The sequence below is a fragment of the Coprococcus sp. AM100_B19A genome (assembly GCF_027662015.1).
Lineage (GTDB): Bacteria > Bacillota > Clostridia > Lachnospirales > Lachnospiraceae > Allocoprococcus > Allocoprococcus comes.
Map to the genome: position 1 here is coordinate 45,640 of NZ_JAQDKN010000013.1, position 26,094 is coordinate 71,733.

A 26,094-nucleotide genomic window follows, 5' to 3' on the forward strand; every position below is an offset into this window, starting at 1 on the left:
AGGGTAACGAGTAAATGTGATAATAGGATGTAGATGAAACAGGTAGGTATATGGAAGAAAAAATGTATCATACAGTGAAAAGTTCAGGAATCATGAATATCGTGGCAGGAGCATTTGCGATCGCAGTTGGGATTTCTGCGCTTATAAGTGGAATACGCCTTTGGCTTGCCCGTACTAAGATTCTTTTCTAAAGAAAGGAAAATAATGGAATGAAGCACATGGCAGAGATAAGAAATGACAACGGAATTTCTACATTATATGTAGACGGTCAACCCTTTCAGGCATTTGCAGGCGAGGTACATAATTCCGCTGCGTATGATCCGGAAAGGATGGAAATAGAAATCTGGGAGAAGATGGAGCAGAGTAATCTGAATACGCTGATTGTGCCGGTGTATTGGGAAACGCTGGAGCCGGAAGAAGGAAAGTTTGATTTCACCCTTGTGGATGCGCTTATAAAGCAGGCGGACAAATATAAAAAGAAATTGATCCTGCTCTGGTTCGGTCTCTGGAAGAACGCAGAGTCCGCTTCCCTGCTTTACGAACGTATGGCTGAAGCAGTTTCCGTGGTATCCGGGTTCCTATCCGTCCGGAGGACCGGTAGAGGATATGCTGTGGGTATGGAAAGCAGCGGCGCCTTCACTTTTTACCATCGGTCCGGACATCTATGTGCCATATGTCTCTGACATCATGAAGACGTACAGCCGGCCGGATAATCCGCTTTTAATCCCCGAAGTGCGGAAAGATGCAGTTACAGCTTCCTATGCCCTTTATGCATTCCTGCATTTTCATGCGTTATGCTATGCGCCTTTTGGAGTGGAAGATCTGTGGGCAGACCAGCCTTCGGATCTTTCGGCAGAAGTGATAGACGCTCTGAAACTGGATCCGCTTTCCTTTAATCTGAGCGGGACTAAAGAGACATTGGGCGAGGTGTACCGGCTACTGGAAGAGATCAGACCGCTGTACTTGAAATACCGTGGGACAGAACATATGAAGTGTTTTCTGAAACAGTCAGATGGAGAGCAGGGATGCTATCTGAAGTTTAAGAACTATGATATAGAAATACAGTATCTCCCGAGGACAGACGGTGCACCGGCAGCCGCAGGAGTCGTCTTTGAACTGGATGAAAATACGTTTCTGATCATAGGAATGATGTGCAGTATCCGTTTCCATACGAAACCCGGGGATCATAGGAGAGTAGACTTTCTCACAAAAGAAGCAGGGACTTTCCATGTTGGTAAATGGGTATGTGAGCAGAGACAGAACGGCGATGAAAAAATCGTATCAGTCTTATATAATATGCCGGGATGTTTTAGAATAGAGACATTTAAATACTAATTTTCTATACTTTAAAGAGAGATATACAGAGGACTGGAGTATGGCAAATTGTTTATTACAGCATTAGATGAAAAATGAAAACCGTCTGGAGATATTGTGTTAATCAGAGATGAGATGGCGGCATATGTAAACGGAGAGGAAGTTCCAATTTTTCCCAGGTAGTTTAATGTTTTATATCGGAAGTGAAAGAAAATGTTGTCTGTGTGACAGTTCGGGATTCTGGTTGCGGAATGGACAAAGAGACTGCAGAGAGCAAAAGTAAGTGTAATTCTAACAAAGCCAGAAAATAGATGCTATGGGAATACAGATTTTTATCTGATTTTTGATAGAAAAAATGAATTTGTTAGGCAAAGTGGACGCATGGGATAATCTGATAAGAATTAAATCAGAAAGCATTGTACAGGAATTGATGGGAATGATACTGAAAGAATTTTGTGACAATGACGTAACATCCTCCCCAGTTACTTTGTGACAATTATATAACGTCCTCTATACAGAAATATGCGGTTTTAAGCCATTTTGTGGCAAAAAAGCCGCATATTTTTTGTAGCAATGACTTGACATCCTCGGGACGACTCTGTTTGGAGAGAAGCCTGCCAGATTAAAATGTTATATTTATAATAACACCTCGAAAAACAACCTGAAAACATAGCTTTATTCAGTGGTTAACCTTAAATTTGTTCAGTTAATAGGTAAAAAAATTATGTAACATGCACAACTCAAAACTGTATATGCACAAAAATAGGGCGATTTGTAAAAAAATGCTTTACGCTGATAGAGTGATAGAGTATAGTGAGTTTAAACAAATTAATATTTTGAAGGAAGAAGGTAGAATGGATGGTCAGTTAAAAGTAGCAGCTGTTCAAGTTACAGTCGAACAAAATAATATTAAGAAAAATATGGAAAACGTTGAGAAAATGGCAATGAGTCAACAAAATCGATGGAGTTGACCAGAGATTCGAAAAAACCAAAAATAAATTAACAAGTAAGGAGACAATGTATGTCAGAACAGGAAAAGAACATTGAACAAGGTGTTCACAAGCGCCGCACAAGGTACAAGGGAAAATATCCACGAAAATTTGAAGAAAAATACAAAGAATTACAGCCGGAGAAATATCAGGACATGATTGCACATGTCATTCAGAAAGGAAATACACCTGCCGGAATGCACATTTCGATCATGGTGCAGGAAATTCTTGACTTCTTGAAGATCCAGCCGGGAGAGGTGGGATTTGATGCAACGCTTGGCTATGGCGGACATACAAAAGCAATGCTGAAATGTCTGGAAGGAAAGGGGCACATTTACGCGACAGATGTAGATCCGGAAGAATCTGCAAAGACAAAAAAACGTCTGGAAGAACAGGGATTTGGGGAGGATATTTTAACAATCCGTCTTCAGAACTTTTGTACTATCGATGAGATTGCAAAAGAAGTTGGGGGATTTGATTTTATTTTGGCTGATCTGGGTGTGTCTTCCATGCAGATTGACAACCCGAAGAGAGGATTTTCTTTCAAAGTGGACGGACCTCTGGATCTGCGACTGAATCAGGAAAAAGGGATCAGTGCAGCCGAGAGACTGGATACAATTTCAAGAGAAGAACTTGCCGGGATGTTATATGAAAATTCGGATGAGCCGTATTGTGAAGAACTGGCAAAGGCAATCACCGAAGAAATCCGGAAAGGACACCGGATTGATACTACGACAAAGCTACGTCAGGTGATCGAACAGACCTTGTCTTTCCTTCCGGAAAATAAGGAGAAAAAAGATATCATCAGGAAGACCTGTCAGCGGACTTTCCAGGCACTTCGAATTGACGTGAATCATGAATTTGAAGTACTCTATGAATTTATGGAAAAACTGCCGGGCGCTTTGAAACCGGGGGGAAGAGTAGCGATCCTGACGTTCCATTCAGGAGAAGACAAACTGGTGAAGAAAGCTTTAAAAGCAGGATATCGCGAGGGAGTTTATTCCGAATATGCCAAAGATGTAGTCCGACCTTCGGCAGAAGAGTGTGCACAGAATGGGCGTGCAAGATCTACGAAGATGCGCTGGGCTGTGAAGGCGGAGTAAAAGTAAGTGTAGGCTGATTAGAATATTGACAAAACAAAAATCAAGGATCATAATGCGGTGCAGGAAGAAAAGTTTTTGAATGTGTTAAAATCCAGAATGGTAGATGGAATCATTTATGTCAGTTCGGATTATGCGACCAGTAATAAGCTACTTGCAGATTTATCAATCCCAGTTGTATTTATTGACCGTAAGATTGAAAAGAGTGGTAATATGGGAAGTGTGCAGATTGATAATTATCAGGCTATGAAGGAAGTCGCTGAGTATATCAGTAAAAAAGGATGCAATGGATCGGATTGAAAATATTCTTGGATTTAAGAGATTTGAGCGTCACGTTGGATAAAAAAGAAGAGTAGAAAGATGCTGCAAAGTTATCAAAACAGATAACAGAGCTGCATCTTTTGTTATTTGAAAAATGATTAAAATATATAACAGAAAATTATAAGCCGATTTGTACTTTAGTCTACAAATTCAGATGCCGGCGTGATATACTGTATGGAAAAGTTATGAAATATCTGGTATCAAAACGGAAGCAAGGAGGAAAGAAAAAGTATGAACAATTTTTTGCCCCAGAAGAGGGGAATGCAGGTTGTCTGGATCATAGTGGGCTGTCTGATCTACGCAGTTGGTCTGAATGTATTTATTATCCCTATGAATTTATACAGCGGGGGAGCAGTTGGTCTTGCACAGCTGTTAAGTTATGGAGCAGGACAGATCGGGATTAAGGAAATTGCAGGTCTGAACCTGTATGGTATCATTTATTTACTGCTCAACATTCCGATTTTATTTATTGCATGGTTTAAAATCGGAAAGACATTTTTTATAAATACAATCCTTGGAACGGTAGGAATCAGTTTATTTACTTCAATCGTACCAACTCCGGCAACAGCAGTGATTGCTGATCCGGTCATTGGAATCATCATCGGTGGTGTTGTAACCGGAGCCGGAATCGGAATCATGCTGACGGCAAAAGGAAGCGGTGGTGGAATCGAGGTTATCGGTATCTGGATGGCGAAAAAATATGCGGGAATGTCCGTTGGAAAACTGGGAACCATCTTCAATCTGATACTGTATGCCATTTATCTTTTAGTTTTTGATATCTCAACGGTGATTTATTCGGTCGTCTACCTGTTCTTTTACACGGTAACTCTGGACAGGATGCATTTTCAGAACATCAATGTGAGAATGCTGATTTTCACGAAGAAGAAGGGAATCGCAGAGGCAATCATGAAAGAAACCGGACGTGGTGTTACGCAGTGGAATGGTGAAGGTGCATTTACGAGTGAACACAATTATGTTCTGGTGACGATCGTGAATAAATTTGAAGTAGAAGATATCCTGAACATGGTGTATTTACTGGATCCGGAAGCATTTACTACGGTAGATGAAGGGGTTAAGGTGTACGGAAACTTCCAGAAGAGAGTTTAGGAGAGTCAGGAATAAATGTATAAAATACTGATTGTTGAAGACGATAACACGATCGCAAAGCGGCTGGCATCGCATTTGAAAAAGTGGAATTATAAGACAGTATGTGTACGTGATTTCAAAAATGTAATGGAAGAATTTAAAAAGACAGATCCACAGCTTGTAATCCTGGATATCGGGCTTCCGTTTTACAACGGATTCTACTGGTGCCAGGAGATCCGGAAGCTGTCCAATGTGCCGATCATCTTTCTGTCATCGATGAATGACAACATGAATATCGTGATGGCAATGAACATGGGCGGAGATGAGTTTATCGAGAAGCCGTTTGATCTGAATGTAGTGACAGCAAAGGTGCAGGCGGTGCTCAGAAGAGCATATGCACTTCAGGGAACGGCAAATATCATTGAGCATGGAGAAATGCTGCTGAATCTGGGAGATGCATCACTTACAATAGCCGGGCAGAAGATTGAACTCACCAAGAATGAGTTCAAGATCTGTCAGATGTTTTTTGAGAGCGCAGGAAAATTTGTGACCAGAGATGCGATCATGACCAGCCTCTGGGAAAGTGACGAATTCATCGATGATAATACACTTACAGTAAATGTGGCGAGACTTCGGAAAAAGCTGGAGGAAGCCGGAATGCATGATGTGATCCGGACAAAGAAAGGAATCGGGTACATGCTGGTATGACAGAGATTTTAAGGGCATTTTGGAAAGAAAAAAGACCGGAGAGAATAGCGGTTCTTGTTTCGGGCATTCTCTTTGCAGTCATCTTCTGGATCTATGAAATTCCGGTGGAGATTGCAGGATATGCGTTCCTTCTGGTGATTTTATGGAATGTGATCTGGTTTACACTTGTTTTCATACGATATGAAAAAAGACAAAGAATACTGGAAGAAAATCAGGGAAAAATCCGGACAGAGGCAGGAGGATTTCCGGAGGCAGAAAGCCGGGAAAGCGAAATGTACCAGGAATTGATCCGGCAGCTTTACGAAGAGAAAAAAGAGCTGGAATCCTCTGTGCAGATTGAAAAACAGGAGCTGTCTGATTATTACAGCATGTGGGTTCATCAGATCAAGACTCCAATTGCAGCACTCGGTGTCCTGATCCAGAGCGGGGAAGAACTGGAAGAAGTACAGGAAAGCCCGAAAGCACAGGAACTTACCCGAAGCATGAAAATGGAGGTGTTCCGGATTGAACAATATGTGGATATGGTACTCACCTATCTCAGAATGGGTTCCGCAACCTCCGATTACGCCTTCCGGATCTGCAGCCTGGAAGAAATCGTCCGCCAGGCAGTCCGCAAATATTCCCAGATGTTCATCATGACCAGGACAAGACTTCACCTTGAAATCCAGGATCAGAAGATCCTGACCGATGAAAAGTGGCTGACCTTCGTCATCGAACAAATTCTCTCCAATGCAGTTAAATACGCAAGAGGCGGAGAAATATCAATCTACACAGAAGAAAAAACTCTGGTGATCTCCGATAACGGAATTGGCATTGCAGAAGAGGACCTCCCAAGAATCTTCGAAAAAGGCTTTACCGGCTACAATGGAAGAGCGAATAAAAAATCCACTGGAATAGGATTATATCTCTGTAAGACAATCATAGATCGTCTCCATCATACTATCTGGATTGAATCAAAACCAGAAAAAGGAACAAAAGTATATCTAAACTTTGACCGTGAATCCAGACGAATAGAGTAATGGAGTCTATTGGTACAAAAACGAAAAAACTTCCAACAACGGAACAGAACTATGATTTACTTTTGGGTAAGGATCTATCAGTTGCAAAAAGTTTATCCATTTGAACAAAACAGCCGCCAGAAAAAATAAATATGGAAAATTCCATGTTTGTGCAATGGAGATGAAACACAGGAATCATGGAGGCCATTGCCGAACATGATTCCCGTCCTAAGTGGTTCATCGGAATGGTTTGCACAAAGGAATTTGGAATATTTATTTTTTCTGGCGGCGTCTCTTTCACCAAATGAGTCTTTTCCAACCCGATCCTTACAAAAATGTAAGAAACCCCACACAAATTGTCATTTACTTCGATGGAAGGAAATCCCTTACTTTTTTATAATGACTTTATCAAATAAAAAAGAAGGGCAGGTCATAAAAACCATGGCATTACTTGACGTAAAGAACGTAAAAAAGATATACACAACCCGTTTCGGAGGAAATCAGGTAGAGGCGCTGCATAACGTCAGCTTTTCCGTAGAAGCAGGCGAATATGTAGCAATTATGGGAGAAAGCGGAAGTGGCAAAACTACACTTCTGAATATCCTGGCTGCACTTGATAAGCCGACTGGTGGAAATGTTTACTTAAAAGGGAATGATCTCAGCAAGATCCGAGAAAAAGAGATGGCAGCATTCCGGCGGCAGAATCTTGGATTCGTCTTTCAGGATTTCAACCTTTTGGATACACTAACCCTGAAGGATAATATTTTCCTTCCGCTGGTTTTGTCTGGAAAGAAATACACGGAAATGGAGAGTCGGATCGCGCCGATCGCAGAGCAGTTGGGAATCAGTAAGCTTCTGAACAAATATCCATATGAAGTATCCGGTGGACAGAAGCAGAGAGCAGCCATTGCACGTGCTCTGATCACACAACCGCAGCTGATCCTTGCCGATGAACCGAGCGGTGCGCTTGATTCCAGATCGACGGATGAGCTTCTGGGACTCTTTAATGCGATCAACGATAACGGGCAGACGATTGTCATGGTAACGCACAGTGTCAAAGCAGCGAGCACGGCAAAGAGAGTCCTCTTCATCAAGGATGGGGAAGTTTTTCATCAGCTTTACCGTGGCAATCTGACCAGTGACGAGATGTACCAGAAGATCACCGACACCTTGACGGTTCTCACTACAGGAGGTGAGCACCGTGAATAGATCGATTTATACAAAGCTTGCCATTTCCAATCTGAAAAATAACCGGAAGACATATATTCCCTATGTACTGACTGCCATTTTAACGGTGATGATGTATTATATGATGGCGAATCTGGCGGCAAATTCGCCAATGAACCAGGAAGCATTACAGATTATTTTAAGTCTGAGTGTTCATGTAATAGAAACATTTGCACTGATCTTTCTGTTTTACACCAACAGTTTTCTGATCAAAAGAAGGAAAAGAGAAATTGGAGTGTATCATATTCTCGGAATGGGGAAACCGCAGCTTGCGAAAATGCTGGTGATCGAGACGGTTGTAACCGGTGCGGTCAGTATCCTGGGCGGAATCTTTTTCGGAACTGCGCTTGCAAAGCTGATGTATGCACTTTTGAAAAGAATGATTCATTATGACGATAAACTGGCATTTCGGATGTCATGGGAGATTGCCGGAAATACCGTTCTCTTTTTCACACTGATCTTTGCATTGACTCTGATCTATAATCTTTTGCAGATCCGGCTTGCCAATCCAATCGATCTTCTGCATGCGGGAAGTCAGGGCGAGCGCGAGCCAAAAACCAAATGGTTCCTGACTATGGCTGGAATCATTTTCCTTGGAATCGGTTATTACATTGCGATTACGACAAAAGAACCACTTAAGGCGCTTCAACTTTTCTTTGTCGCAGTAATCTGTGTCATTATCGGAACCTATGCGCTTTTTACAGCAGGAAGTATTGCTTTTTTAAAGCTGCTTCGGAAAAACAAAAATTTCTATTATAAAACAAAGCATTTTACATCCGTATCCGGCATGCTTTACCGAATGAAGCAGAATGCAGTCGGGCTGTCAAATATCTGTGTACTCAGTACTATGGTTCTGGTGATCATTTCGTCTACCGTATCTTTGTACATTGGAAAGGAGGATGTCTTAAGAACAAGGTATCCGCAGGAAGTGTATATCACAAATTCGGTATCTGATGATGTGGAAAATAAGAAGCTGCATGACATGGTGGAAAAGATCTGCCGGGATAATCAGGTAGAGATCACAGATGAGAAGAGCTGGCATATGGCAGAGCTTGTTAAGATAAAAAACGGAGAAGAATATACTTCTGCTATGATAAAGGATAATTCGTCATCTGATATAGTGTTTTTTGATGTGATTAGGTTGGCAGATTATAATCAGCTGACAGGCGAAAGGATGGAGCTTGGGGATAAGGAAGCTATTCTTTTTACAAATGGGGAAAATTACGGAAAGGATAAGATCAGGATTGATGAGGAAACATGGATGGTCAAGAAGGAACTGGATACTGCACCTTTTGGAAAGAAGAGTGATTCTAATACAGAAAATGTATATTATATGATCGTCAGTGATGAAAAAGAGTTTATGAAAGATTATCTGGAAAAATACCAGCTCGAGGCAGAGGACAAACCGGTAAAATGGAGGGAGTCATTCAATTTAAGGGGCAGCGAAGATCAGAAGCTGAAAGCTGTCAAAGAGCTGAAAGCACAGGCAGAAAGTGAATTTGAACATACTGGCGTACAGGGAAGATATCTTGAAAAAGAGACTTTCTTTGGTCTGTATGGCGGTGTGTTTTTTATTGGAATGTATCTTGGAAGCCTGTTCCTGATGGCAACGGTGCTGATCATTTATTACAAACAGATTTCCGAAGGCTTTGATGACAGAGAACGCTATCAGATCATGCAGAAGGTAGGAATGAGCAAACGCGAGGTCAAAAGTTCGATACGCAGCCAGATCCTGATGGTATTCTTCCTGCCGCTTGCGATGGCAATCATCCATATTGCAGTTGCATTTCCGGTGATCACAAAGCTTTTAGCCATATTTTATCTGAAAAATACAAAGCTGTTCTTCGGATGCACTGCCGGTACAGTGGGAATCTTTGCCGTCTTTTATGTGATCGTATTTGTGATAACAGCAAAAGAATATTATAAAATCGTTGAATAGAAGAAAAAGACAAAAAGGTGACGAAAGTCATCTTTTTGTCGTATACAGAGGTATTTCTTGCTAAGAACGACCGTTCTGTAGTAGAATACAGATAGACTAATTGAAAAGGATTGCGAGAGTGCAAAGCACGTAGCAATCTGGTATCAAAAGGGTTAAAATACCTTTTGACCTCAACATCATTGAAAAGATAAAATTACAGAAAGCAAGGGATGTATAAATGATAGAAAAAGGGCTGGTATATGGAAGATTTCAGATTCTGCATCTCAAACATGTGGAATATATTCTGGCGGCAAAGATGCGCTGCAAAAGGCTTTATATAGGAATCACTATGTCGGATGATCTGCACGTATCAGGGGGTGAGGAAGACAATTACCGGGTAAGACGGAGCGCTAATCCTCTGACTTATATTGAGCGTTATGAGATGCTTCGTGATACGTTGCTCAGTTTCGGAGTGCCGAGAGAAGAGTTTGAGATCATCCCATTTCCGATTGACAGAGTGGAATATCTGGGGCAGTATCTGCCGGAGGGTGCGGTCTGCTTTATGAGTATCTGTGATGAATGGACTGCGAACAATGAGAAGCGTTTTGAGAAGCTTGGAATTCCGGTGGAAGTTCTCTGGAGAAGGACTAAAGAGGAAAAAGGGGTATCAGGTTCCCAGATCCGGCAGAGGATCCTGGCAGATGAAAAGTGGGATGATCTGGTGCCAAAGACCGTTTTTGATTATGTTCTTTCGCACGGAATTGATGACAGGATCAAGTTTTCAAAATAAAGGAGAAGCTGAAAATGCAGGATTGGGAAAGATTTGGAGAAGAGATCAGACGAACCGTGCAGGATGCTGTAGACTCGCAGGATTACCGGAAGCTGAACCAGACGATCACAGATACGATCAACCGGGCAGTGAATGGTGCGGTAAATGGCGCGGAACAGGGCATGCGTTCTTTTGGAAATGCGTTTGATCAGGCAACGAGAAATATGGGAAGAGGTCCGGGAGGACCGCGTGGAAGATATGGACAGATGGGCGGGACTGACAGATGGGGAAGAACGCCTGGAGGAGGTGTACCTCCGTTTGGAACTTACAGGTGGAGCGGAACGGATGGAAATGGAAGAGCATGGAATCCGGATATGCAGGACTATAAGGCGGAATCACAGGGCAGCAGCCGGTATGGATACAGCAATGCACAGCAGTCACCTGTCTTGTATGGATCGACGACGGGAACAAAGGCAGGCGGAATTGTCATGATCGCAGTAGGCGGAAGCATAGCACTTATATTTCTGATTCTGTTCCTTGCATCTTGTATTGCTTCTTTGCCGGAAAGTCCGGGGGCTTTATGGATCATGCGTGCGGTATTTGGACTGTTTACGGCAGCAAGTGGCATGATCACAGGATGGGGCATTAAGCTTCTGAAACAGGTTGGAAGATTCAAGAACTACAGCCGCAGGATTGCAGGCAGAGAGTATTGCAATATTTCGGAGATCGGAAGCAATTCCGGAAAATCCATAAAATTTGTGACAAAGGATCTGGAAAGAATGATTTCTAAAGGCTGGTTCCGTCAGGGGCACATGGATGGTGAGAAGAAATGCCTGATCCTGTCAAACCGTGCTTACGAAGAATATTTACAGATCGAAACCCGCAGACAGCAGTCGAAAGCGGAAGAGCCGGTAAAGAAAGAAGAGAAGACACAGGAAAATACAAAAGAAAAAGAAGCAAAGAATGAAAAGCTGGCACCGGAGGTGCAGAAGATCATTGACCAGGGGGATGCTTTTATCAGAAAGATCCACGAGTGTAATGAAGCCATTCCGGGAGAAGAGATTTCCGCAAAGATCAGCCGGATGGAGATGCTGGTAGACCGGATCTTCGACCGGGTGGAAGAAAATCCACAGTCAGTTTCGGATATCCGTAAGCTGATGGAATATTATCTTCCGACGACGATCAAGCTTCTGGAAGCATATGAACAGCTTGACAGACAGCCGGTTGATGGAGAAAATATCCAGACTGCAAAACGTGAGATTGAGGCAACGCTCGATACTTTAAATACGGCGTTTGAGAAGCTTTTGGATGACCTGTTTCAGGATACCATGTGGGATGTCTCATCGGATATTTCCGTATTGAATACCATGCTTGCACAGGAAGGTCTGAAAGAGGACGGAATGAAAAAATAAAGTCGCAGGAGGAAGAAGAGTATGAACGATTTTGAAGAATTTAATGTAACACCGGAGCTGACGCTGGATCCGTTCCAGGAAGAAAAAAAAGAGACTCCGCAGATTTATCAGGAGGCAGAACCGGAAACACCGGAGATCGTCCTGACACCGGAAGAAAAGAATATGGTCAGTGCATTTGCAGAAAAAATTGATCTCGCCAATTCTAACATGATTCTTCAGTACGGAGCCGGAACCCAGAAGAAGATCGCAGATTTTTCAGAAAAAGCACTGGAAAATGTAAAAACAAAAGATCTTGGAGAGGTTGGCACACTGTTAAGTGATGTGGTGACAGAACTGAAAGGATTTGATGAGGAAGAGGAAAAAGGATTCCTCGGAATCTTCAAAAAAGGCGGAAACAAGATCCAGGCAATGAAAGCCAAATATGCAAAAGCAGAAACCAATGTAAACAATATTGTCAAAGCACTGGAATCTCACGAAGTGCAGCTTATGAAAGACATTGCGCTTCTGGACAAGATGTATGAAGTGAACCTGACATATTATAAAGAATTGGCCATGTATGTGCTTGCCGGAAAGCAGAAGCTTGCCGAGACAAGAAACGGCGAGCTACAGGAACTGAAGAATAAAGCGATGGCAAGTGGACTTGCTGAGGATGCACAGGCAGCAAAAGATCTGGATTCCAGATGTGAACGTTTTGAGAAAAAACTGCATGATCTGGAACTGACCAAGACAATCGCCATGCAGACCGCACCACAGATCCGTCTGGTACAGGGAAACGACACAATGATGGCAGAAAAAATCCAGTCTACACTCGTCAATACGATCCCACTCTGGAAAAGCCAGATGGTACTCGCCCTTGGTGTAGAACATTCCGCACAGGCAGCCGCAGCCCAGAGAGAGGTCAACGATATGACCAATGAACTCCTGCGCAAGAACGCAGAAAAGCTGAAGATTGCTACTGTAGAGACTGCCAAAGAATCCGAGCGTGGAATCGTAGATATTGAAACCTTAAAAGCAACCAATGAATCGCTGATCGCAACCTTCGATGAAGTCATGCAGATCCAACAGGAAGGCCGCCAGAAACGTCAGCAGGCAGAGGTGGAAATGCAACGCATCGAAGCTGAACTGAAAGCGAAGCTGTTACAGGTTCAGGGGTAAGCGTTTGGTGGATGACATACAGGCCGGAACAAGTAGATTCTGTTTTTTTATGAGGAGAAAGCGGCGAAGAGTCCGTAGGTAAAAAGGTAGCCGGTAATTTTGGATACCGGACTGATTCGCTGAATAATCTTGATGATTATTCGGCTCAGCAGTCCTCTGGATTTCGTGTATGAAACACGAAACCAGATCCAAATTACCGGCTGCCTTTTTACAACGGACCCTAATCGCCGCTTTCTAACATAAAAAAACAGAATCTACTTGTCCCTGCCTTGCTGTATTCCACGGGGGGGGGGACGCCTGGAGGCTGCCCCCGGTATGGGGTGGGGCGAGTAGAGGAGATGGCAGGTGGTAGGAATAAAGTGCTTAGTGTGAATGCTTATGAAACTAAAAGTTTGCCAGCGCACAGACATAAAGGACTCCGTTTTCTGTAATTAGAAACGGTGCTAGAGTCCGTTAGAAAAAATGCACCAGTAACTCGGATCTGGTTTCGTGCTACAAGCACGAAATCCAGAGGGCTGCTGAGTGGAATAATCATCAGGATTATTCCGCGAATCAGCCCGGTATCCAAATTACTGGTGCATTTTTTCTCTACGGACTCTTCACCATTTCTACCCACAGAAAACGGAGTCCTTTATGTCGTCCCTTTTGTACATTTATTCAATAACAGTTCCGGTTTTACCCTTCAGAGCATCTTTCAGAGTATCAAAAGAAGTAATCAGAGCACTTCTTCCCTCTTTCTTTTCTATGAATCCTACGGATGCCTGGAATTTTGGAAGCATGTTGTAGATTCCGAAGTGTCCTTCATCCATATACTGCTTAGCCTGTTCTACGGAGATATTATCGAGTTCTTCTTCATCTTCTTTTCCGTGGTTTAAGCATACCTTTTCCACACTGGTCAGGATGATGAGTTCATCAGCATCAATCTGTTCAGCAAGCTTGCCGGCAGTAAGATCTTTTTCGATGACTCCGCTGGCACCTTTGAGGTGATTGTTCTGCTGGAGTACCGGGATTCCGCCACCACCGCAGGCGATTACGATATGTCCTGCATCGGTAAGGGTGCGGATGGCATCAACTTCTACGATATCAACCGGGTTTGGAGAAGCAACGACACGGCGGAAGCCCTGACCAGGAACTTCTACTACATAATTGCCCTTTTTACGTTCAGCGGCAGCGTCTTCTGCGTTCATGATACGTCCGACAATCTTGGTTGGTGTATAGAATGCTTCGTCATATGGATCAACAGTTACCTGTGTGATAACGGTGCATACGCTGCGATAGATGCCGCGTCCGATCAGTTCTTCGCGAATCGCATTCTGCAGGTCGTATCCGATGTAACCCTGCGACATAGCAGAGCAGACTGACATCGGAGAAGCGGTATAATCCGGATGATTGGTGCTGAATTCGTTCATAGCAGTATGGATCATACCAACCTGAGGTCCATTACTGTGTGTGATTACTACCTGGTATCCTTCTTCAACAAGATCTGCAATGGAAACTGCAGTTTTTTTAACGGCAACCTTCTGCTCTGGAAGTGTGGTTCCGAGTGCGCGGTGTCCTAATGCAACAACAACTTTTTTCTTCATATTACATCCCTCTGTTTCTCAGAATTTGAATTGTCTGCGTATGAAAAACATATAACGCAGACAACAGCGATAAAAAATATATAAAAATTATAGTATTTTTTTATGGAAATTGCAATCATTAGTTGGCAAAAATGCACAGTATAAAAAGGAATTACTGGTGGGCAGAAGCTAAATGGCACAAGGACGGGGATTTTTAGAAAATATGCTGACAACAAGGGGAGATGTTCATATAATATAATAAGAAGTCCGATGGATGGTGCAGTATGAAAGAGGAACGGATTCGATTTTGCGGATTAAAAGAGCGTGAGGTCATCAACATATGTGACTGCAAGCGGCTCGGGTTTGTTGCAGATCTGCAGATCAATATCTGTTCAGGGTGTGTGGAAGCATTGATCGTACCGGGACCGGGAAGAATCTGTGGATTTCTTGGGTATGATGCGGAGTATATTATTCCGTTTGAGTGTATTCGCAGGATTGGAGAGGATATTATTCTTGTGGAAATTAAAGAGGACAAATGTCTGAAGCCGTGTAAATAAGAATAGTAAAAGAGGAAGAAGAGTGCAGACTGCTCAGTGAAATAAATGAGAACAAGTAAAAAGACAAAGGAGAGAAGAAAAATGACAGCATTTTTTAAAGAAATCGAGCCATTCCGGGGAAACGGAAACGAAAATGAAAAGGGACAGACGCTGGAAGAATTTCTGGAAGAGTATGATCCTTATAAATATAAGAATCCTTGTGTGACAACCGATGCAGTTATATTCTCCTGCAAAAGAAAGGTAGTGGACGGAGAATGGAAAGTTCTGATGGTGAAAAGGCGGAATCATCCGAGCATTGGCTGGTGGGCGCTGCCGGGTGGGTTTATTGAACTTCATGAGAATCTGGAAGATACGGCAAGAAGAGAACTGATCGAAGAGACCGGCGTGGCGGATCTTCCGATGGAGCAGTTTGCAGTCTATGGGAATGTGACCCGTGATCCGAGGGCACGGATTATTACATCGGCATATCTTTCGGTTGTGGATGAAGGGCAGGTAAAGGTGCAGGCTGGTGACGATGCGGCGGATGCAAAGTGGATGCAGCTTCATTGTCAGACAGAATCGGTGAAGGAGGATGGAGATTGGAAGAGAACCATTTATCGACTGGCATTGGAAAATAAAGAAGCAGAGCTTACAATTTCGGCAATCGTTGAAAAAAAGGAAAGAAGTGGACTGGTAAGAGAGACTTATTATAAGGTAAAAGAATCGGACCGGATCGCCTGTGACCATGCGGCACTGATCGTACAGGCATGGAAGCTGGTGGAAAGCCGGCTTATATAGCTTTTTGATAAAGTGTGAATTTGTTGACAACCCTGTATACAGGATTTATACTATAGACATTAAAAATGTGCGTGATTCGGCAGTAGAATCAATCAAGAACCAGGCAGGAGGAAAAAAGATGAAGTGCCCATATTGTGGTAACATTGATACAAGAGTCATCGACTCAAGACCGGCAGATGACGGAACGACGATCAGAAGGAGAAGATCCTGTGATGCGTGCAACAAGCGTTTTACAACCTATGAGAAGGTGGAGACCATACCGCTGATCGTGATCAAGAAGGACAACAACCGCGAGCAGTATGACCGTACTAAGCTGGAAGGCGGAGTACTCCGGGCGTGCTATAAACGTCCGGTAGCGGCAGCAGATATTCAGGCAACGATCGACTCGATCGAGACAGCGATTTTCAGCCGGGAAGAGAAAGAAATTCCGAGCAGCCAGATCGGTGAGATTGTTATGGAAAGTCTGAAAAAGCTGGATCCGGTTGCTTATGTACGTTTTGCATCGGTATACAGGGAATTTAAAGACGTGAATACCTTCATGGATGAACTGAAGAAAATATTAGAATAAAAGGGGAAAGACAAATGGAACGGAAAAAGACAGTATTGCTCTGCGTGACCGGCGGTATCGCGGCGTACAAGATTGCAACACTGGCAAGTATGCTGGTAAAGACAGGATACGATGTGAAAGTTGTGATGACACAGAATGCAACGAATTTTATCAATCCGCTGGTATTTGAGACGCTGACACAGCATAAGTGCCTGATCGATACATTTGACCGCAATTTTGAGTACAGTGTGGAGCATGTGACACTGGCAAAATGGGCAGATATTGTGATGATCGCACCTGCCACGGCAAATGTGATCGGCAAGCTGGCACACGGGATTGCAGATGATATGCTGACTACGACTGTGATGGCATGTGCCGAATGTAAGAAGATCCTTGCACCGGCGATGAATACAAGAATGTATGAGAATCCGGTCGTACAGGATAATTTAAAACTTCTGGAGCATTATGGATATGAAGTGATTCAGCCGGCAAGTGGACATCTGGCATGCGGAGATAACGGAGCCGGGAAGATGCCGGAAGCGGAGACTTTGTATGAATATATTTATCGGGATACTGCTTATGAGAAAGATCTGACCGGAAAGAAAATTCTTGTCACAGCAGGACCTACAAGAGAAGCAATCGACCCGGTGCGCTACATTACGAATCACTCATCCGGTAAGATGGGATATGCTCTTGCACGCGTTGCTGTGGCAAGAGGAGCGGATGTTACGCTTGTCACCGGACCGACAGAGATCAAAAAGCCGATGTTTGTGAAGATTGTTCCGGTCACGACTGCAAAGGAAATGTTCGAGGCGGTAAAGGAAGAGGCAGCAGATGCAGACATTGTGTGTAAAGCAGCAGCGGTTGCAGATTACCGGCCAAAGCATATTGCGGATGAAAAGGTGAAAAAATCGGACAGTGAGATGAGTCTGGAACTGGAAAAGACAGACGATATTCTGAAATATCTCGGAGAGCACAGAAAAGACGGACAGTTCCTGTGTGGATTTTCGATGGAAACCGAGAATATGGTTGAAAATTCCAGAAAGAAGCTTGAAAAGAAGAAGCTGGATATGATCGCGGCAAATAATCTTAAAGTTGCCGGAGCAGGATTTCAGGGCGATACAAATCAGATGACGCTGATCACGAAGGAAGATGAGACTGCACTTCCAATGATCAGCAAGGAAGAGACAGCAGCTTGTATTCTGGACAAGATTCTGGAGTGTATGAATAAATAAAAAAGCCAAAATGTATTGTATCTCGTAAAGAGAATAGTAACAGGAGGAAAAGAAAAATGAATCAAGGCAATGAACGTACTACATCCATGTCCAAAACAAAAGGACTCGTACAGATGGCAATCTTCGCAGCACTTATTGTAGTGCTGGCATTCACCCCGTTTATCGGATATATCCCATTGGGATTTACAAGGGCGACGATCATCCATATCCCGGTGATCATGGGATCGCTGATGCTTGGACCGAAGAAGGGCGCAGCGCTTGGAGGCGTGTTTGGTTTTACAAGTTTTATCAATAATACGATAAATCCGACATTGACATCATTCGTATTTACCCCATTTTACAGTTTGGGTGAATACAGTGGAGGGATCGGAAGTCTGATCATCTGTTTTGTGCCACGTATTTTGATCGGTGTAGTACCGTTTTATGTTTACCGTCTGGTTAAGAAGCTTTCAAAAAACAATGGAGTATCCTCTGTTGGACTGATTGCGGCAGGACTTTCCGGAGCACTGACCAATACGCTTCTTGTCATGAATCTTATTTTTGTATTTTTCAGAAATGATTATGCGGCAGCCAATGGTATTACCGTAAAGGCGGTATATGGATTTATTCTGAGCATTATCGGAATCAATGGGATTCCGGAGGCGATCGTAGCGGCGGTGATCACGCTGGTACTTGGGAAAACACTGATGAAAAAAGGGGTACAGGAAAGATTAGGAGTGTAAAAATGATACTTGCGATTGATATAGGAAATACAAATATTGTACTTGGATGTGTGGATGACAACAAAACCTATTTTATCGAAAGACTTTCCACGATCAAGACAAAGATGGAACTGGAATATGCGATTGATATTAAGATGGTTCTGGATATTCACGGAATCAAACCGGAGAAGCTGGAAGGAGCGATCATCAGCTCGGTAGTTCCGCAGATTACATATGTTGTAAAAGAGGCGGCAGAAAAGATTCTGAAAAAAGAGACACTGGTCATCGGACCTGGCGTGAAGAACGGACTCAATATCCTGATGGATAATCCGGCACAGCTCGGAAGTGATCTGGTGGCAAATGCAGTTGCCGGAATTGCAGAATACAAAGCACCGATGATGATTTTCGATCTGGGAACGGCGACAACAGTCAGTGTGATCGATGAAAAGAAAAATTATATCGGAGGCATGATCTATCCGGGAGTGAATATTTCACTGAACGCCCTGACGGAAAATGCATCCCAGCTTCAGGGAATCGGTCTGGAAGCACCGAAGCGGATTGTCGGAAAGAATACGATCGAATGTATGAAGAGTGGTGTTCTCTATTCCAGTGCAGCGGCAATCGATGGAATTATTGACCGGATTGAGGAAGCGATTGGACAGCCGATGACTGCAATCGCAACAGGTGGACTTTCCAAGAAGATTGTTCCGTACTGCAAGAGAGAGGTCATACTGGATGACGATCTGCTCCTGAAAGGACTTCTGATCATTTACCGGAAAAACAGATAACAGAAAGGTGACAGGGACGAGGACTTATAAAGTTTTCGCCCCTTTTATAAAAGGATGAATACTTACCGGATAACAGTTGCCTATGATGGAACGGCGTATCGTGGATGGCAGAGACAGGAGAATACGGAACTTACTGTACAGGGAATTCTGGAACGGCGGATTTCAGAAATTGTAGGGAAAAAGATGGTGGTCAGTGGTTCAGGAAGAACGGATAGTGGTGTACATGCGTTAGGGCAGGAGTGCAGTCTGTATCTGGAACAAGAAATTGATATGGACAGTTTTAAGAAGCAGTTAAATGCACTTCTCCCGGAAGATATCAGAGTGGTGGATATCAGCAGAGAAAAACGGGATTTTCATGCAAGAAAGAGTGCGGTCGGGAAATGCTATGAGTATCAGATCGATCTGCGTGACAAGATGGAAGTATTTCATCGGAAATACCGGTTTCATTTTCCACATCCGGTCGATATCGCTGCGATGGAAAAAGCAGCAGAGTATCTGATGGGAACCCACGATTTTTCCGCCTTTACGGATTTGAAAGAGGACAAAGATACGGTACGGACGATTTATGCGGTCGGGATCGTGTATGAAAAGGATACACTTACGTTATCGTGGATCGGAGATGGATTTTTATATCATATGGTCCGGATACTTACCGGAACGCTTCTGGATGTGGGAATCGGGAAAATAAAAGCGGAAGAGATACCGGAGATTCTGAAAGCGAAAGACCGGAAGAAATCTGGTTTTCCGGCACCGGCGAAGGGACTGTTTTTAGGCCGTGTTTTTTATACAGAAGCGGAGCTTAAAAAAGCGGTACAGAAGATCAGCGAAAAATAAAAACCAAAGAAATGGAGGAAAGAGAAGAGATGAAGTTTATTTCATGGAATGTAAATGGAATCCGTGCATGTGTGCAGAAAGGATTTATGGATTTTTTTAAAGAGGCAGATGCGGATATTTTCTGTCTGCAGGAGACAAAGATGCAGGAAGGGCAGCTTGTACTTGATCTGCCGGAATATCACCAGTACTGGAACTCGGCTGTGAAAAAAGGATACTCAGGGACTGCAATTTTTACAAAGAAAGAGCCGTTATCGGTTACTTACGGACTTGGGATAGAAGAACATGATCAGGAAGGGCGCGTGATCACACTGGAATTTGAGGATTTTTATTTTATTACCGTGTATACACCGAACTCCCAGAGCGAACTGGCAAGACTTGACTACCGTATGACCTGGGAAGATGCGTTTCTTGCTTATCTTAAGAAGCTGGAAGAGACAAAACCGGTGATCTTCTGTGGAGATTTGAATGTGGCACACAAAGAAATTGATCTGAAGAATCCAAAGACCAACCGGAAGAATGCCGGATTTACAGATGAAGAGCGAGCAAAATTCTCAGCACTTCTGGATGCGGGATTCATTGATACTTACCGCTATTTCTATCCGGATAAAGAAGGAATTTACTCCTGGTGGTCCTACCGGTTTAAGGCAAGAGAAAAGAATGCAGGTTGGCGTATCGATTACTTCTGTACATCAAAAGCACTGGAAAGCAGGTTGGAAGATGCGAAGATTCTGACAAATGTATTTGGGTCTGACCACTGTCCGGTGGAACTGGATTTTAAGTAGGGGTGAGATCGATAAGCTGCGACATCAAATTGTAAAAAAATAAACTGATCAGATTCACTTTTGTGCGATGGAATCTGATCAGTTTATTTTTTTGAAATTTTTCGTTCAGGGATAGTGGATGATTCTGTTTGAGGGAATATATAAAATTCTGCCTGCATATAAATATACATGGGTAATTTAGCTTTTGGGATGAGGAGGGACATGTATGGAACGGATTGGAAGTATCTGGACGATGATAGTTCGGTATTTGCTGCTGGTGATGTTTGGTGGAGTGATTGTCTGGGCGTGCAATAGTGCAGGAATATCGGTTTACGCAGATGATGGGGAGACACCGGATGGAGCAGAGCTGATCCGGTTTGATTTTCACAAGTCGGTAAATCAGGAGGTTGGGATCCCGGCAGGGATACCAGGATTTTTCACTTATTTTTATGAAGGAAAAGAATACCATTACGGATTCCGGTTTGACAGAAATGGGACAGGGCCAGAGACAGAAAAGTTTGGTACGGCATATGTCTGGGCACCTTATACGGTTATTTATTATGACGCTGCAGGTGGTGAGATCGAGAATTACGGTACGGCAACAGCAGGCGGAAGAAGGCTGTTTGCGACAAGGGGAAATGGTGAAGAGCTTGAAGCCGGGCTGAATAAAGGAAAGAACAAAAGAAAATTTGCGGCAGACTATACTGTGTATGGGCAGAGCCTTCGGTTAAGTGAAGGATGTATGCCAACGGCAGTGAAAGACGGATATCGATTTGAAGGATGGTATGCGTGGACTGATGCTGGAGTTGTGCAGGAAAAAGAACTGGCAGAGCTTGCAAAACAGGAGCAGTATGGGACCCTTGAAGATGAGCTGAATGAGAAATATACGGAGCAGACAAAGCTTCTGGAAAACCGGGAATCCGAAAGATACCCGGCATCCAGTATTACACTTTACGCAAAGTGGGACAAGATCTGGGAGTAGGAGTTAGATATATCCGCCGTCCATGCCCAGGATCTGTCCGGTAAGATAGGCAGGGGCATTTGCAAGCTGCCATGCGAGAAGCGCGACTTCTTCTGGTGTCCCGAAACGTCCGGCAGGGATTTCTTCTGCGAGGGCAGCTTTTTCTTCCGCATCCAGAAGATCGTTCATTACGGTATCGATGACACCACAGGCGATCGCATTGACCTGGATATTGCTTGGCGCAAGTTCCTTTGCAAGTGCGCGGGTAAGACCGTTCAGACCGGATTTGGTGGCAGAATAAGCGACTTCACAAGAAGCACCGACAGTTCCCCACATCGAAGAAATATTGATGATGCGTCCGGCTTTCTGATGGATCATATAAGGAAGTGCTGCGCGGCAGCAGTAAAATGCGGAAGAAAGATTAGTGGAAATCATTCGGTTCCATTCTTCAACGCTCATATCCGTCAGAAGTCCCATCCATGAGATTCCGGCATTGTTGATGAGTACGTCAAGACCGGAGCCGGACATTTCAATCTGGTCAAAGATACGTCTGACTTCGGATGGAACACCTACATCTCCAGGAAGGATTTCGCAGGAACCGGAGGTTTCCTTTGTGATAAAATCAGCAGTAGCCTGCAATTCACTGATGGATTTGCGGCAGTTTAAAAATACATGCCATCCCTCTTTTGCAAAGTGGATAGCGCAGGCTTTTCCGATTCCACGGGAAGCGCCGGTGACAAGAATCTGTTTTCTGTTCATTTATAAAAACTCCTTTTGCTATTTATAAGAATTACTTTACAGTTGTTTTTTTCTACATAATCAGACAATATTATACACTGATTTTCTTGTGATTTAAAGACGCTGGTGTTATGATAAATATTGAAAAAATGTCATACAGATGCAAGGAGGAAAAACATGGTACAGAAAGCCATTGATTTTGCCACCAAAGTACATGAAGGTCAGTATCGGAAGGGGACCGACAGACCGTATATTGTACATCCGATGGAAGTAGGAAAGATAGTATCCACGATGACACAGGATGAGGAGATCATCAGTGCAGCAATCCTGCATGATACGATCGAGGACTGTGAGGGTGTGGATGCAAATGTGTTAAAAGAGATGTTTTCAGCAAGAGTTGCGGGAATCGTATCACAGGAAAGCGAAGATAAATCCAAGACCTGGATGGAAAGAAAAAGTGCAACCATAGAAAGGCTTAAGACAGCACCAATTGAGGTTCAGATGATCGGACTTGCGGACAAGCTGTCGAATATGCGGGATATTGATCGGGATTATCCTGTATGTGGAGAGGAATTGTGGAACAGATTCCGAATGAAAGACAAAGCAACGATCGGATGGTATTATAAAGGCGTCAGAGAAGCATTACGGGAAGCATTTGCAGAGACAGAAGCATTTGCAGAATACTGTAGTCTGATTGACAAAAATTTTGGATAATAATGAGGTAGAAGAGAGGACAATCAAAGATGAAGAAGATTTTGATGTTAGGTACAGGTGGGACGATCGCATCCCGTCAGACAAAGGATGGACTGGCACCGGGACTGACACCGGAGGATATTTTATCTTATATTCCGGCTGTAAAAAATGTATGTGAGGTTCAGACAAAGCAGGTGTGTAATCTTGACAGCACGAATGTAACACCGGAACACTGGAAAATGATGGTAAAAGCAGTGGAAGACAATTATGCATATTATGATGGGTTTGTAATCTGCCACGGCACGGATACGCTTGCATATACAGCGGCGGCACTTTCTTATATGATACAGAATTCAGCCAAGCCGATTGTTGTTACAGGAGCGCAGAAGCCGATCAATATGGATGTGACAGATGCGAAGACAAATCTGCTGGACAGCTTTATTTATGCGGCGGATGATGATTCCCAGGGGGTCAACCTTGTATTTGACGGAAAGGTAATTGTCGGAACACGTGCAAAAAAAGAGCATGCAAAGAGTTACAATGCATTTTCGAGTATCAATTTTCCGTATCTTGCAGTTATTCAGGATGGTATCCTGGTCCGGTATATTCCGGAGATCCCGTGCCGCCATGCAGTTAAGTTTTATTATGATATGAAAGACAGTGTATATGTATTAAAGCTGATCCCGGGAATGAAGCCGGATATTCTGTCCTATCTGTTTGAACACTATGACTGTCTGGTAATTGAAAGCTTTGGCGTAGGTGGTATTCCGCAGACGCTTGTTCAGGAATTCTATCAGGAGATGGAAAAATGGTCAGGCAAGGGCAAATTTGTCGTGATGACAACACAGGTTGCCAACGAGGGAAGTAATATGACGGTCTATGAAGTCGGGAAAAAAGTTAAGCAGGATTTCAATATGATCGAAGCCTATGATATGACGCTGGAAGCAGTGATCACAAAGCTGATGTGGCTGATGGGAAGAGAAGAACAGGATATGCAGAAAGCATTTTACACGCAGATCAATCACGATATCCTTTTTACAAAGAGAGGATAAAGCAGGTGCAAATAAAAGAGGAAGGATTCCGGATGAATGGAACACCTTCCTCTTTTTGAATATTTAATTTTATCCGGTTAGATTTTTTCAAAGTCGCCGATCATGTCTTTGATCTCTTCCATGTGGCAGTCCGTCTCGCTTACGGTTTGTGCACATTTCAAAAGTTCGGCTTCGATGGCCTCGATATCTTTGTCAGCACCGATTGTTTTTTTGTAACGAAGCTGATGATCTACACTTGCCCAAAAATCCATTCCGATCGTGCGGATCTGGATTTCGGCGCGCATTGGAACTTTTCCCTCTGTAAAGAAAACCGGGATCTCAACGATCATATGATAGCTTCGATAACCGTTTGACTTTGGTGCTTTTATGTAGTCTTTGATCTTAAGAACGGTAATGTCATCCTGTGAAGTGATCAGGTTGGCAATTGTATAAATGTCACTGATAAACGGGCAGATCACCCGGATTCCGGCGACATCGTCCAAATTCTTGACAATACTCTCCTCTGTAAATGGCAGATCACGTCTGCGCAGCTTTTCATAGATGCTGGCAGGACTTTTTACACGTGATTTGATAGATGAGATTGGATTGCGTCTGTTTACTGCTGAAAACTCATCATCAAGGACTTCCAGCTTTGTTTGGATCTCACGGATCGCACAGCGATACTTCATCATCAGAACATCAAAGTTCTTATTATTATTGATAAAATCAGCCGGACTAATCGCATTTAGCCACTGTGATTCCAGCGCAGTGGGATGCTCAGAAGCCGGAATCAGGTTAAGTTGTGTCTCCATATGATTACTCCTCTTTATTCTGGTTGCTTATATTATTATAGCATATCTATGGTAAGGTGCATAGCATACAGAGTACGGAAATTGTTTTAAAAATAACAATCTTTTAAATGCTATGGAATCCTTTTCCGATGATCTCGCTGGTGTTGGAAATCAGAATAAAGGAAGAAGGATCATTTGTCTTGATAAAATTACGGAGTTTGATTGCCTGCTGACGGTTCAGCGCTGTAAAAATAATGTATTTATGTTCACCGGTAAAGGCTCCGTGTGCTTCACAGATTGTGGCGCCTCGGCCAAGTGAGTGGACGATGTAATCACAGATCGGTTCCGGATTACTGCAGACAACGTTGAAATATTTGGAAAGGTTCAGACTTTCAATAAAGCTGTCTACAAGGAAGGAACGGATGATCAGTCCGAAACAGGAATAAAGTCCTGTTTTTATGTCGAAGATAAAGAAACCTGCAACGGTGATCGCAACGTCTGAGCAAACCAGTGCACGTCCGATGTCAACACTTGTAAATTTTTTCAGGATCATGGCAATAATATCTGTACCGCCACTGGAAGATCCGATATTGAAGAGGATTGCAGAACCGAGTGCCGGGAGTGCAATCGCAAACATTACCTCAAGCATAGGCTGATTGGTAAATGGCTGGTTCATTGGAAAGATTCGTTCAAATAAAGAAAGCGCAAAAGAAAGCAGGACACTGCAGTAGGCTGTCTTTGCAACAAATTTTTTGCCGAGGATTATTGCGCCAAGAATCAGAAGTGACATGTTGGCAACGAATGAAAAGTCGGCAGCAGAAATAAGTCCGGTTTTGGCAATCAGTACGGCAAGACCGGTGATTCCGCCAAATGTGAAGTTGTTTGGAAACTTAAAAAAATAAGTCCCTACTGCGATCAGCAGAGTTGCTCCGCTCATTGCAGTAAAATTTTTGATTTTTTCTCTCATTTTATATTCCCCGATCGATTCATAAAGTTTTAGAAAACGGATGAAATACTGAAAAAATATCATCCGATTTCCGTTGGTATTGTAACGCCGAAAATGTATGAAGTCAACCGTTTTAGAGCATTTTCGCAATGTATACGATGATACGAAAATACGG

The 26,094-nt window shown here is 43.3% G+C and carries 28 protein-coding genes; 24 read left to right on the plus strand and 4 right to left on the minus strand.

The genetic code is table 11. From position 1 onward, the window contains the following. Positions 1-50 precede the first annotated feature (50 nt). The 13 genes from PGQ33_RS12570 to PGQ33_RS12630 all read left to right on the plus strand — a co-directional run bounded on the left by PGQ33_RS12570 (position 51) and on the right by PGQ33_RS12630 (position 12,997). Positions 51-191 (plus strand): hypothetical protein, encoded by a 141-nt coding sequence (locus tag PGQ33_RS12570; protein WP_006859593.1) that lies wholly within the window; start codon positions 51-53, stop codon positions 189-191. Positions 192-218: 27 nt separating this feature from the next. Further along, positions 219-683 carry a beta-galactosidase gene (locus tag PGQ33_RS12575; RefSeq protein WP_015520311.1) on the plus strand — a complete coding sequence of 155 codons (465 nt, stop codon included), beginning with the start codon at positions 219-221 and terminating at the stop codon, positions 681-683. Then, positions 607-1,335, plus strand: coding sequence for a DUF5597 domain-containing protein (locus PGQ33_RS12580; protein WP_242655666.1), 729 nt, complete (start codon positions 607-609; stop codon positions 1,333-1,335). Before PGQ33_RS12575 ends, PGQ33_RS12580 begins: the two co-directional genes overlap by 77 nt. 1,000 nt (positions 1,336-2,335) lie before the next feature. Beyond that, positions 2,336-3,406, plus strand: coding sequence for a 16S rRNA (cytosine(1402)-N(4))-methyltransferase RsmH (gene rsmH / locus PGQ33_RS12585; protein ID WP_117824261.1), 1,071 nt, complete (start codon positions 2,336-2,338; stop codon positions 3,404-3,406). A 39-nt stretch (positions 3,407-3,445) separates the two neighbouring features. Next, positions 3,446-3,703 carry a hypothetical protein gene (locus tag PGQ33_RS12590; RefSeq protein WP_256171008.1) on the plus strand — a complete coding sequence of 86 codons (258 nt, stop codon included), beginning with the start codon at positions 3,446-3,448 and terminating at the stop codon, positions 3,701-3,703. Between the two features lie 252 nt (positions 3,704-3,955). Further along, positions 3,956-4,831, plus strand: a complete 876-nt coding sequence (locus tag PGQ33_RS12595; protein WP_022220447.1) for a YitT family protein — start codon at positions 3,956-3,958, stop codon at positions 4,829-4,831. A 15-nt stretch (positions 4,832-4,846) separates the two neighbouring features. Beyond that, positions 4,847-5,518 carry a response regulator transcription factor gene (locus PGQ33_RS12600; RefSeq protein WP_270205841.1) on the plus strand — a complete coding sequence of 224 codons (672 nt, stop codon included), beginning with the start codon at positions 4,847-4,849 and terminating at the stop codon, positions 5,516-5,518. Beyond that, entirely contained in the window at positions 5,515-6,537 is a 1,023-nt protein-coding gene (locus PGQ33_RS12605; protein ID WP_117824263.1) for a sensor histidine kinase, read from the plus strand. Before PGQ33_RS12600 ends, PGQ33_RS12605 begins: the two co-directional genes overlap by 4 nt. A gap of 420 nt (positions 6,538-6,957) precedes the next feature. Further along, positions 6,958-7,725 carry an ABC transporter ATP-binding protein gene (locus tag PGQ33_RS12610; RefSeq protein ID WP_270205842.1) on the plus strand — a complete coding sequence of 256 codons (768 nt, stop codon included), beginning with the start codon at positions 6,958-6,960 and terminating at the stop codon, positions 7,723-7,725. After that, complete coding sequence (locus tag PGQ33_RS12615; RefSeq protein WP_117557152.1) at positions 7,718-9,682, plus strand: ABC transporter permease; 1,965 nt, start codon at positions 7,718-7,720, stop codon at positions 9,680-9,682. The genes PGQ33_RS12610 and PGQ33_RS12615 overlap by 8 nt, the downstream gene beginning before the upstream one ends. A 217-nt stretch (positions 9,683-9,899) precedes the next feature. Beyond that, complete coding sequence (locus tag PGQ33_RS12620; protein ID WP_055156041.1) at positions 9,900-10,451, plus strand: hypothetical protein; 552 nt, start codon at positions 9,900-9,902, stop codon at positions 10,449-10,451. Positions 10,452-10,465: 14 nt separating this feature from the next. Further along, on the plus strand, positions 10,466-11,842 hold the full coding sequence (locus tag PGQ33_RS12625) for a 5-bromo-4-chloroindolyl phosphate hydrolysis family protein (RefSeq protein ID WP_242999970.1): 1,377 nt from the start codon (positions 10,466-10,468) through the stop codon (positions 11,840-11,842). 21 nt (positions 11,843-11,863) lie between these two features. Further along, positions 11,864-12,997, plus strand: coding sequence for a toxic anion resistance protein (locus tag PGQ33_RS12630; protein WP_055262143.1), 1,134 nt, complete (start codon positions 11,864-11,866; stop codon positions 12,995-12,997). Positions 12,998-13,650: 653 nt separating this feature from the next. Here PGQ33_RS12630 and arcC read toward each other — a convergent pair. Next, positions 13,651-14,580, minus strand: coding sequence for a carbamate kinase (gene arcC, locus PGQ33_RS12635; protein WP_117557150.1), 930 nt, complete (start codon positions 14,578-14,580; stop codon positions 13,651-13,653). Positions 14,581-14,858: 278 nt separating this feature from the next. Between arcC and PGQ33_RS12640 the strand changes: the two genes are divergently transcribed. The 9 genes from PGQ33_RS12640 to PGQ33_RS12680 all read left to right on the plus strand — a co-directional run bounded on the left by PGQ33_RS12640 (position 14,859) and on the right by PGQ33_RS12680 (position 21,741). Further along, positions 14,859-15,116 (plus strand): PRC-barrel domain-containing protein, encoded by a 258-nt coding sequence (locus tag PGQ33_RS12640; RefSeq protein ID WP_055156107.1) that lies wholly within the window; start codon positions 14,859-14,861, stop codon positions 15,114-15,116. 81 nt (positions 15,117-15,197) lie between these two features. Further along, the gene (locus PGQ33_RS12645; RefSeq protein WP_270205843.1) at positions 15,198-15,893 is read left to right on the plus strand and encodes an NUDIX hydrolase; all 696 of its coding nucleotides are present in this window, start codon (positions 15,198-15,200) and stop codon (positions 15,891-15,893) included. A gap of 118 nt (positions 15,894-16,011) precedes the next feature. Next, on the plus strand, positions 16,012-16,461 hold the full coding sequence (gene nrdR / locus PGQ33_RS12650; protein ID WP_022220817.1) for a transcriptional regulator NrdR: 450 nt from the start codon (positions 16,012-16,014) through the stop codon (positions 16,459-16,461). Between the two features lie 14 nt (positions 16,462-16,475). Continuing rightward, complete coding sequence (coaBC, locus tag PGQ33_RS12655; protein WP_008371456.1) at positions 16,476-17,675, plus strand: bifunctional phosphopantothenoylcysteine decarboxylase/phosphopantothenate--cysteine ligase CoaBC; 1,200 nt, start codon at positions 16,476-16,478, stop codon at positions 17,673-17,675. 56 nt (positions 17,676-17,731) lie between these two features. Further along, positions 17,732-18,397 (plus strand): ECF transporter S component, encoded by a 666-nt coding sequence (locus PGQ33_RS12660; RefSeq protein WP_173700001.1) that lies wholly within the window; start codon positions 17,732-17,734, stop codon positions 18,395-18,397. A gap of 2 nt (positions 18,398-18,399) precedes the next feature. After that, positions 18,400-19,164, plus strand: a complete 765-nt coding sequence (locus PGQ33_RS12665) for a type III pantothenate kinase (RefSeq protein ID WP_008371460.1) — start codon at positions 18,400-18,402, stop codon at positions 19,162-19,164. A 54-nt stretch (positions 19,165-19,218) separates the two neighbouring features. Beyond that, entirely contained in the window at positions 19,219-19,998 is a 780-nt protein-coding gene (gene truA / locus PGQ33_RS12670) for a tRNA pseudouridine(38-40) synthase TruA (RefSeq protein ID WP_270205844.1), read from the plus strand. Between the two features lie 29 nt (positions 19,999-20,027). Beyond that, positions 20,028-20,780 carry an exodeoxyribonuclease III gene (locus PGQ33_RS12675; RefSeq protein WP_022220816.1) on the plus strand — a complete coding sequence of 251 codons (753 nt, stop codon included), beginning with the start codon at positions 20,028-20,030 and terminating at the stop codon, positions 20,778-20,780. A gap of 205 nt (positions 20,781-20,985) precedes the next feature. After that, positions 20,986-21,741: a hypothetical protein gene (locus tag PGQ33_RS12680; protein ID WP_270205845.1), complete on the plus strand. Its 756-nt coding sequence runs from the start codon at positions 20,986-20,988 to the stop codon at positions 21,739-21,741. A gap of 3 nt (positions 21,742-21,744) precedes the next feature. Here PGQ33_RS12680 and ymfI read toward each other — a convergent pair whose 3' ends face one another. Beyond that, a complete protein-coding gene (gene ymfI, locus PGQ33_RS12685) occupies positions 21,745-22,479 on the minus strand; it encodes an elongation factor P 5-aminopentanone reductase (protein ID WP_270205846.1) in 735 nt (244 codons plus the stop codon). Between the two features lie 156 nt (positions 22,480-22,635). Between ymfI and PGQ33_RS12690 the strand changes: the two genes are divergently transcribed. Both PGQ33_RS12690 and PGQ33_RS12695 read left to right on the plus strand, forming a co-directional pair. After that, positions 22,636-23,172 carry an HD domain-containing protein gene (locus tag PGQ33_RS12690; protein ID WP_008371469.1) on the plus strand — a complete coding sequence of 179 codons (537 nt, stop codon included), beginning with the start codon at positions 22,636-22,638 and terminating at the stop codon, positions 23,170-23,172. A 29-nt stretch (positions 23,173-23,201) separates the two neighbouring features. Then, complete coding sequence (locus PGQ33_RS12695; protein ID WP_022220814.1) at positions 23,202-24,203, plus strand: asparaginase; 1,002 nt, start codon at positions 23,202-23,204, stop codon at positions 24,201-24,203. 77 nt (positions 24,204-24,280) lie between these two features. Here the strand turns inward: PGQ33_RS12695 and PGQ33_RS12700 are convergent, their stop codons facing one another. Continuing rightward, complete coding sequence (locus PGQ33_RS12700) at positions 24,281-24,994, minus strand: GTP pyrophosphokinase (protein WP_243002793.1); 714 nt, start codon at positions 24,992-24,994, stop codon at positions 24,281-24,283. Between the two features lie 103 nt (positions 24,995-25,097). Continuing rightward, a complete protein-coding gene (locus tag PGQ33_RS12705) occupies positions 25,098-25,940 on the minus strand; it encodes a YitT family protein (protein ID WP_270203706.1) in 843 nt (280 codons plus the stop codon). Positions 25,941-26,094: the final 154 nt, after the last annotated feature.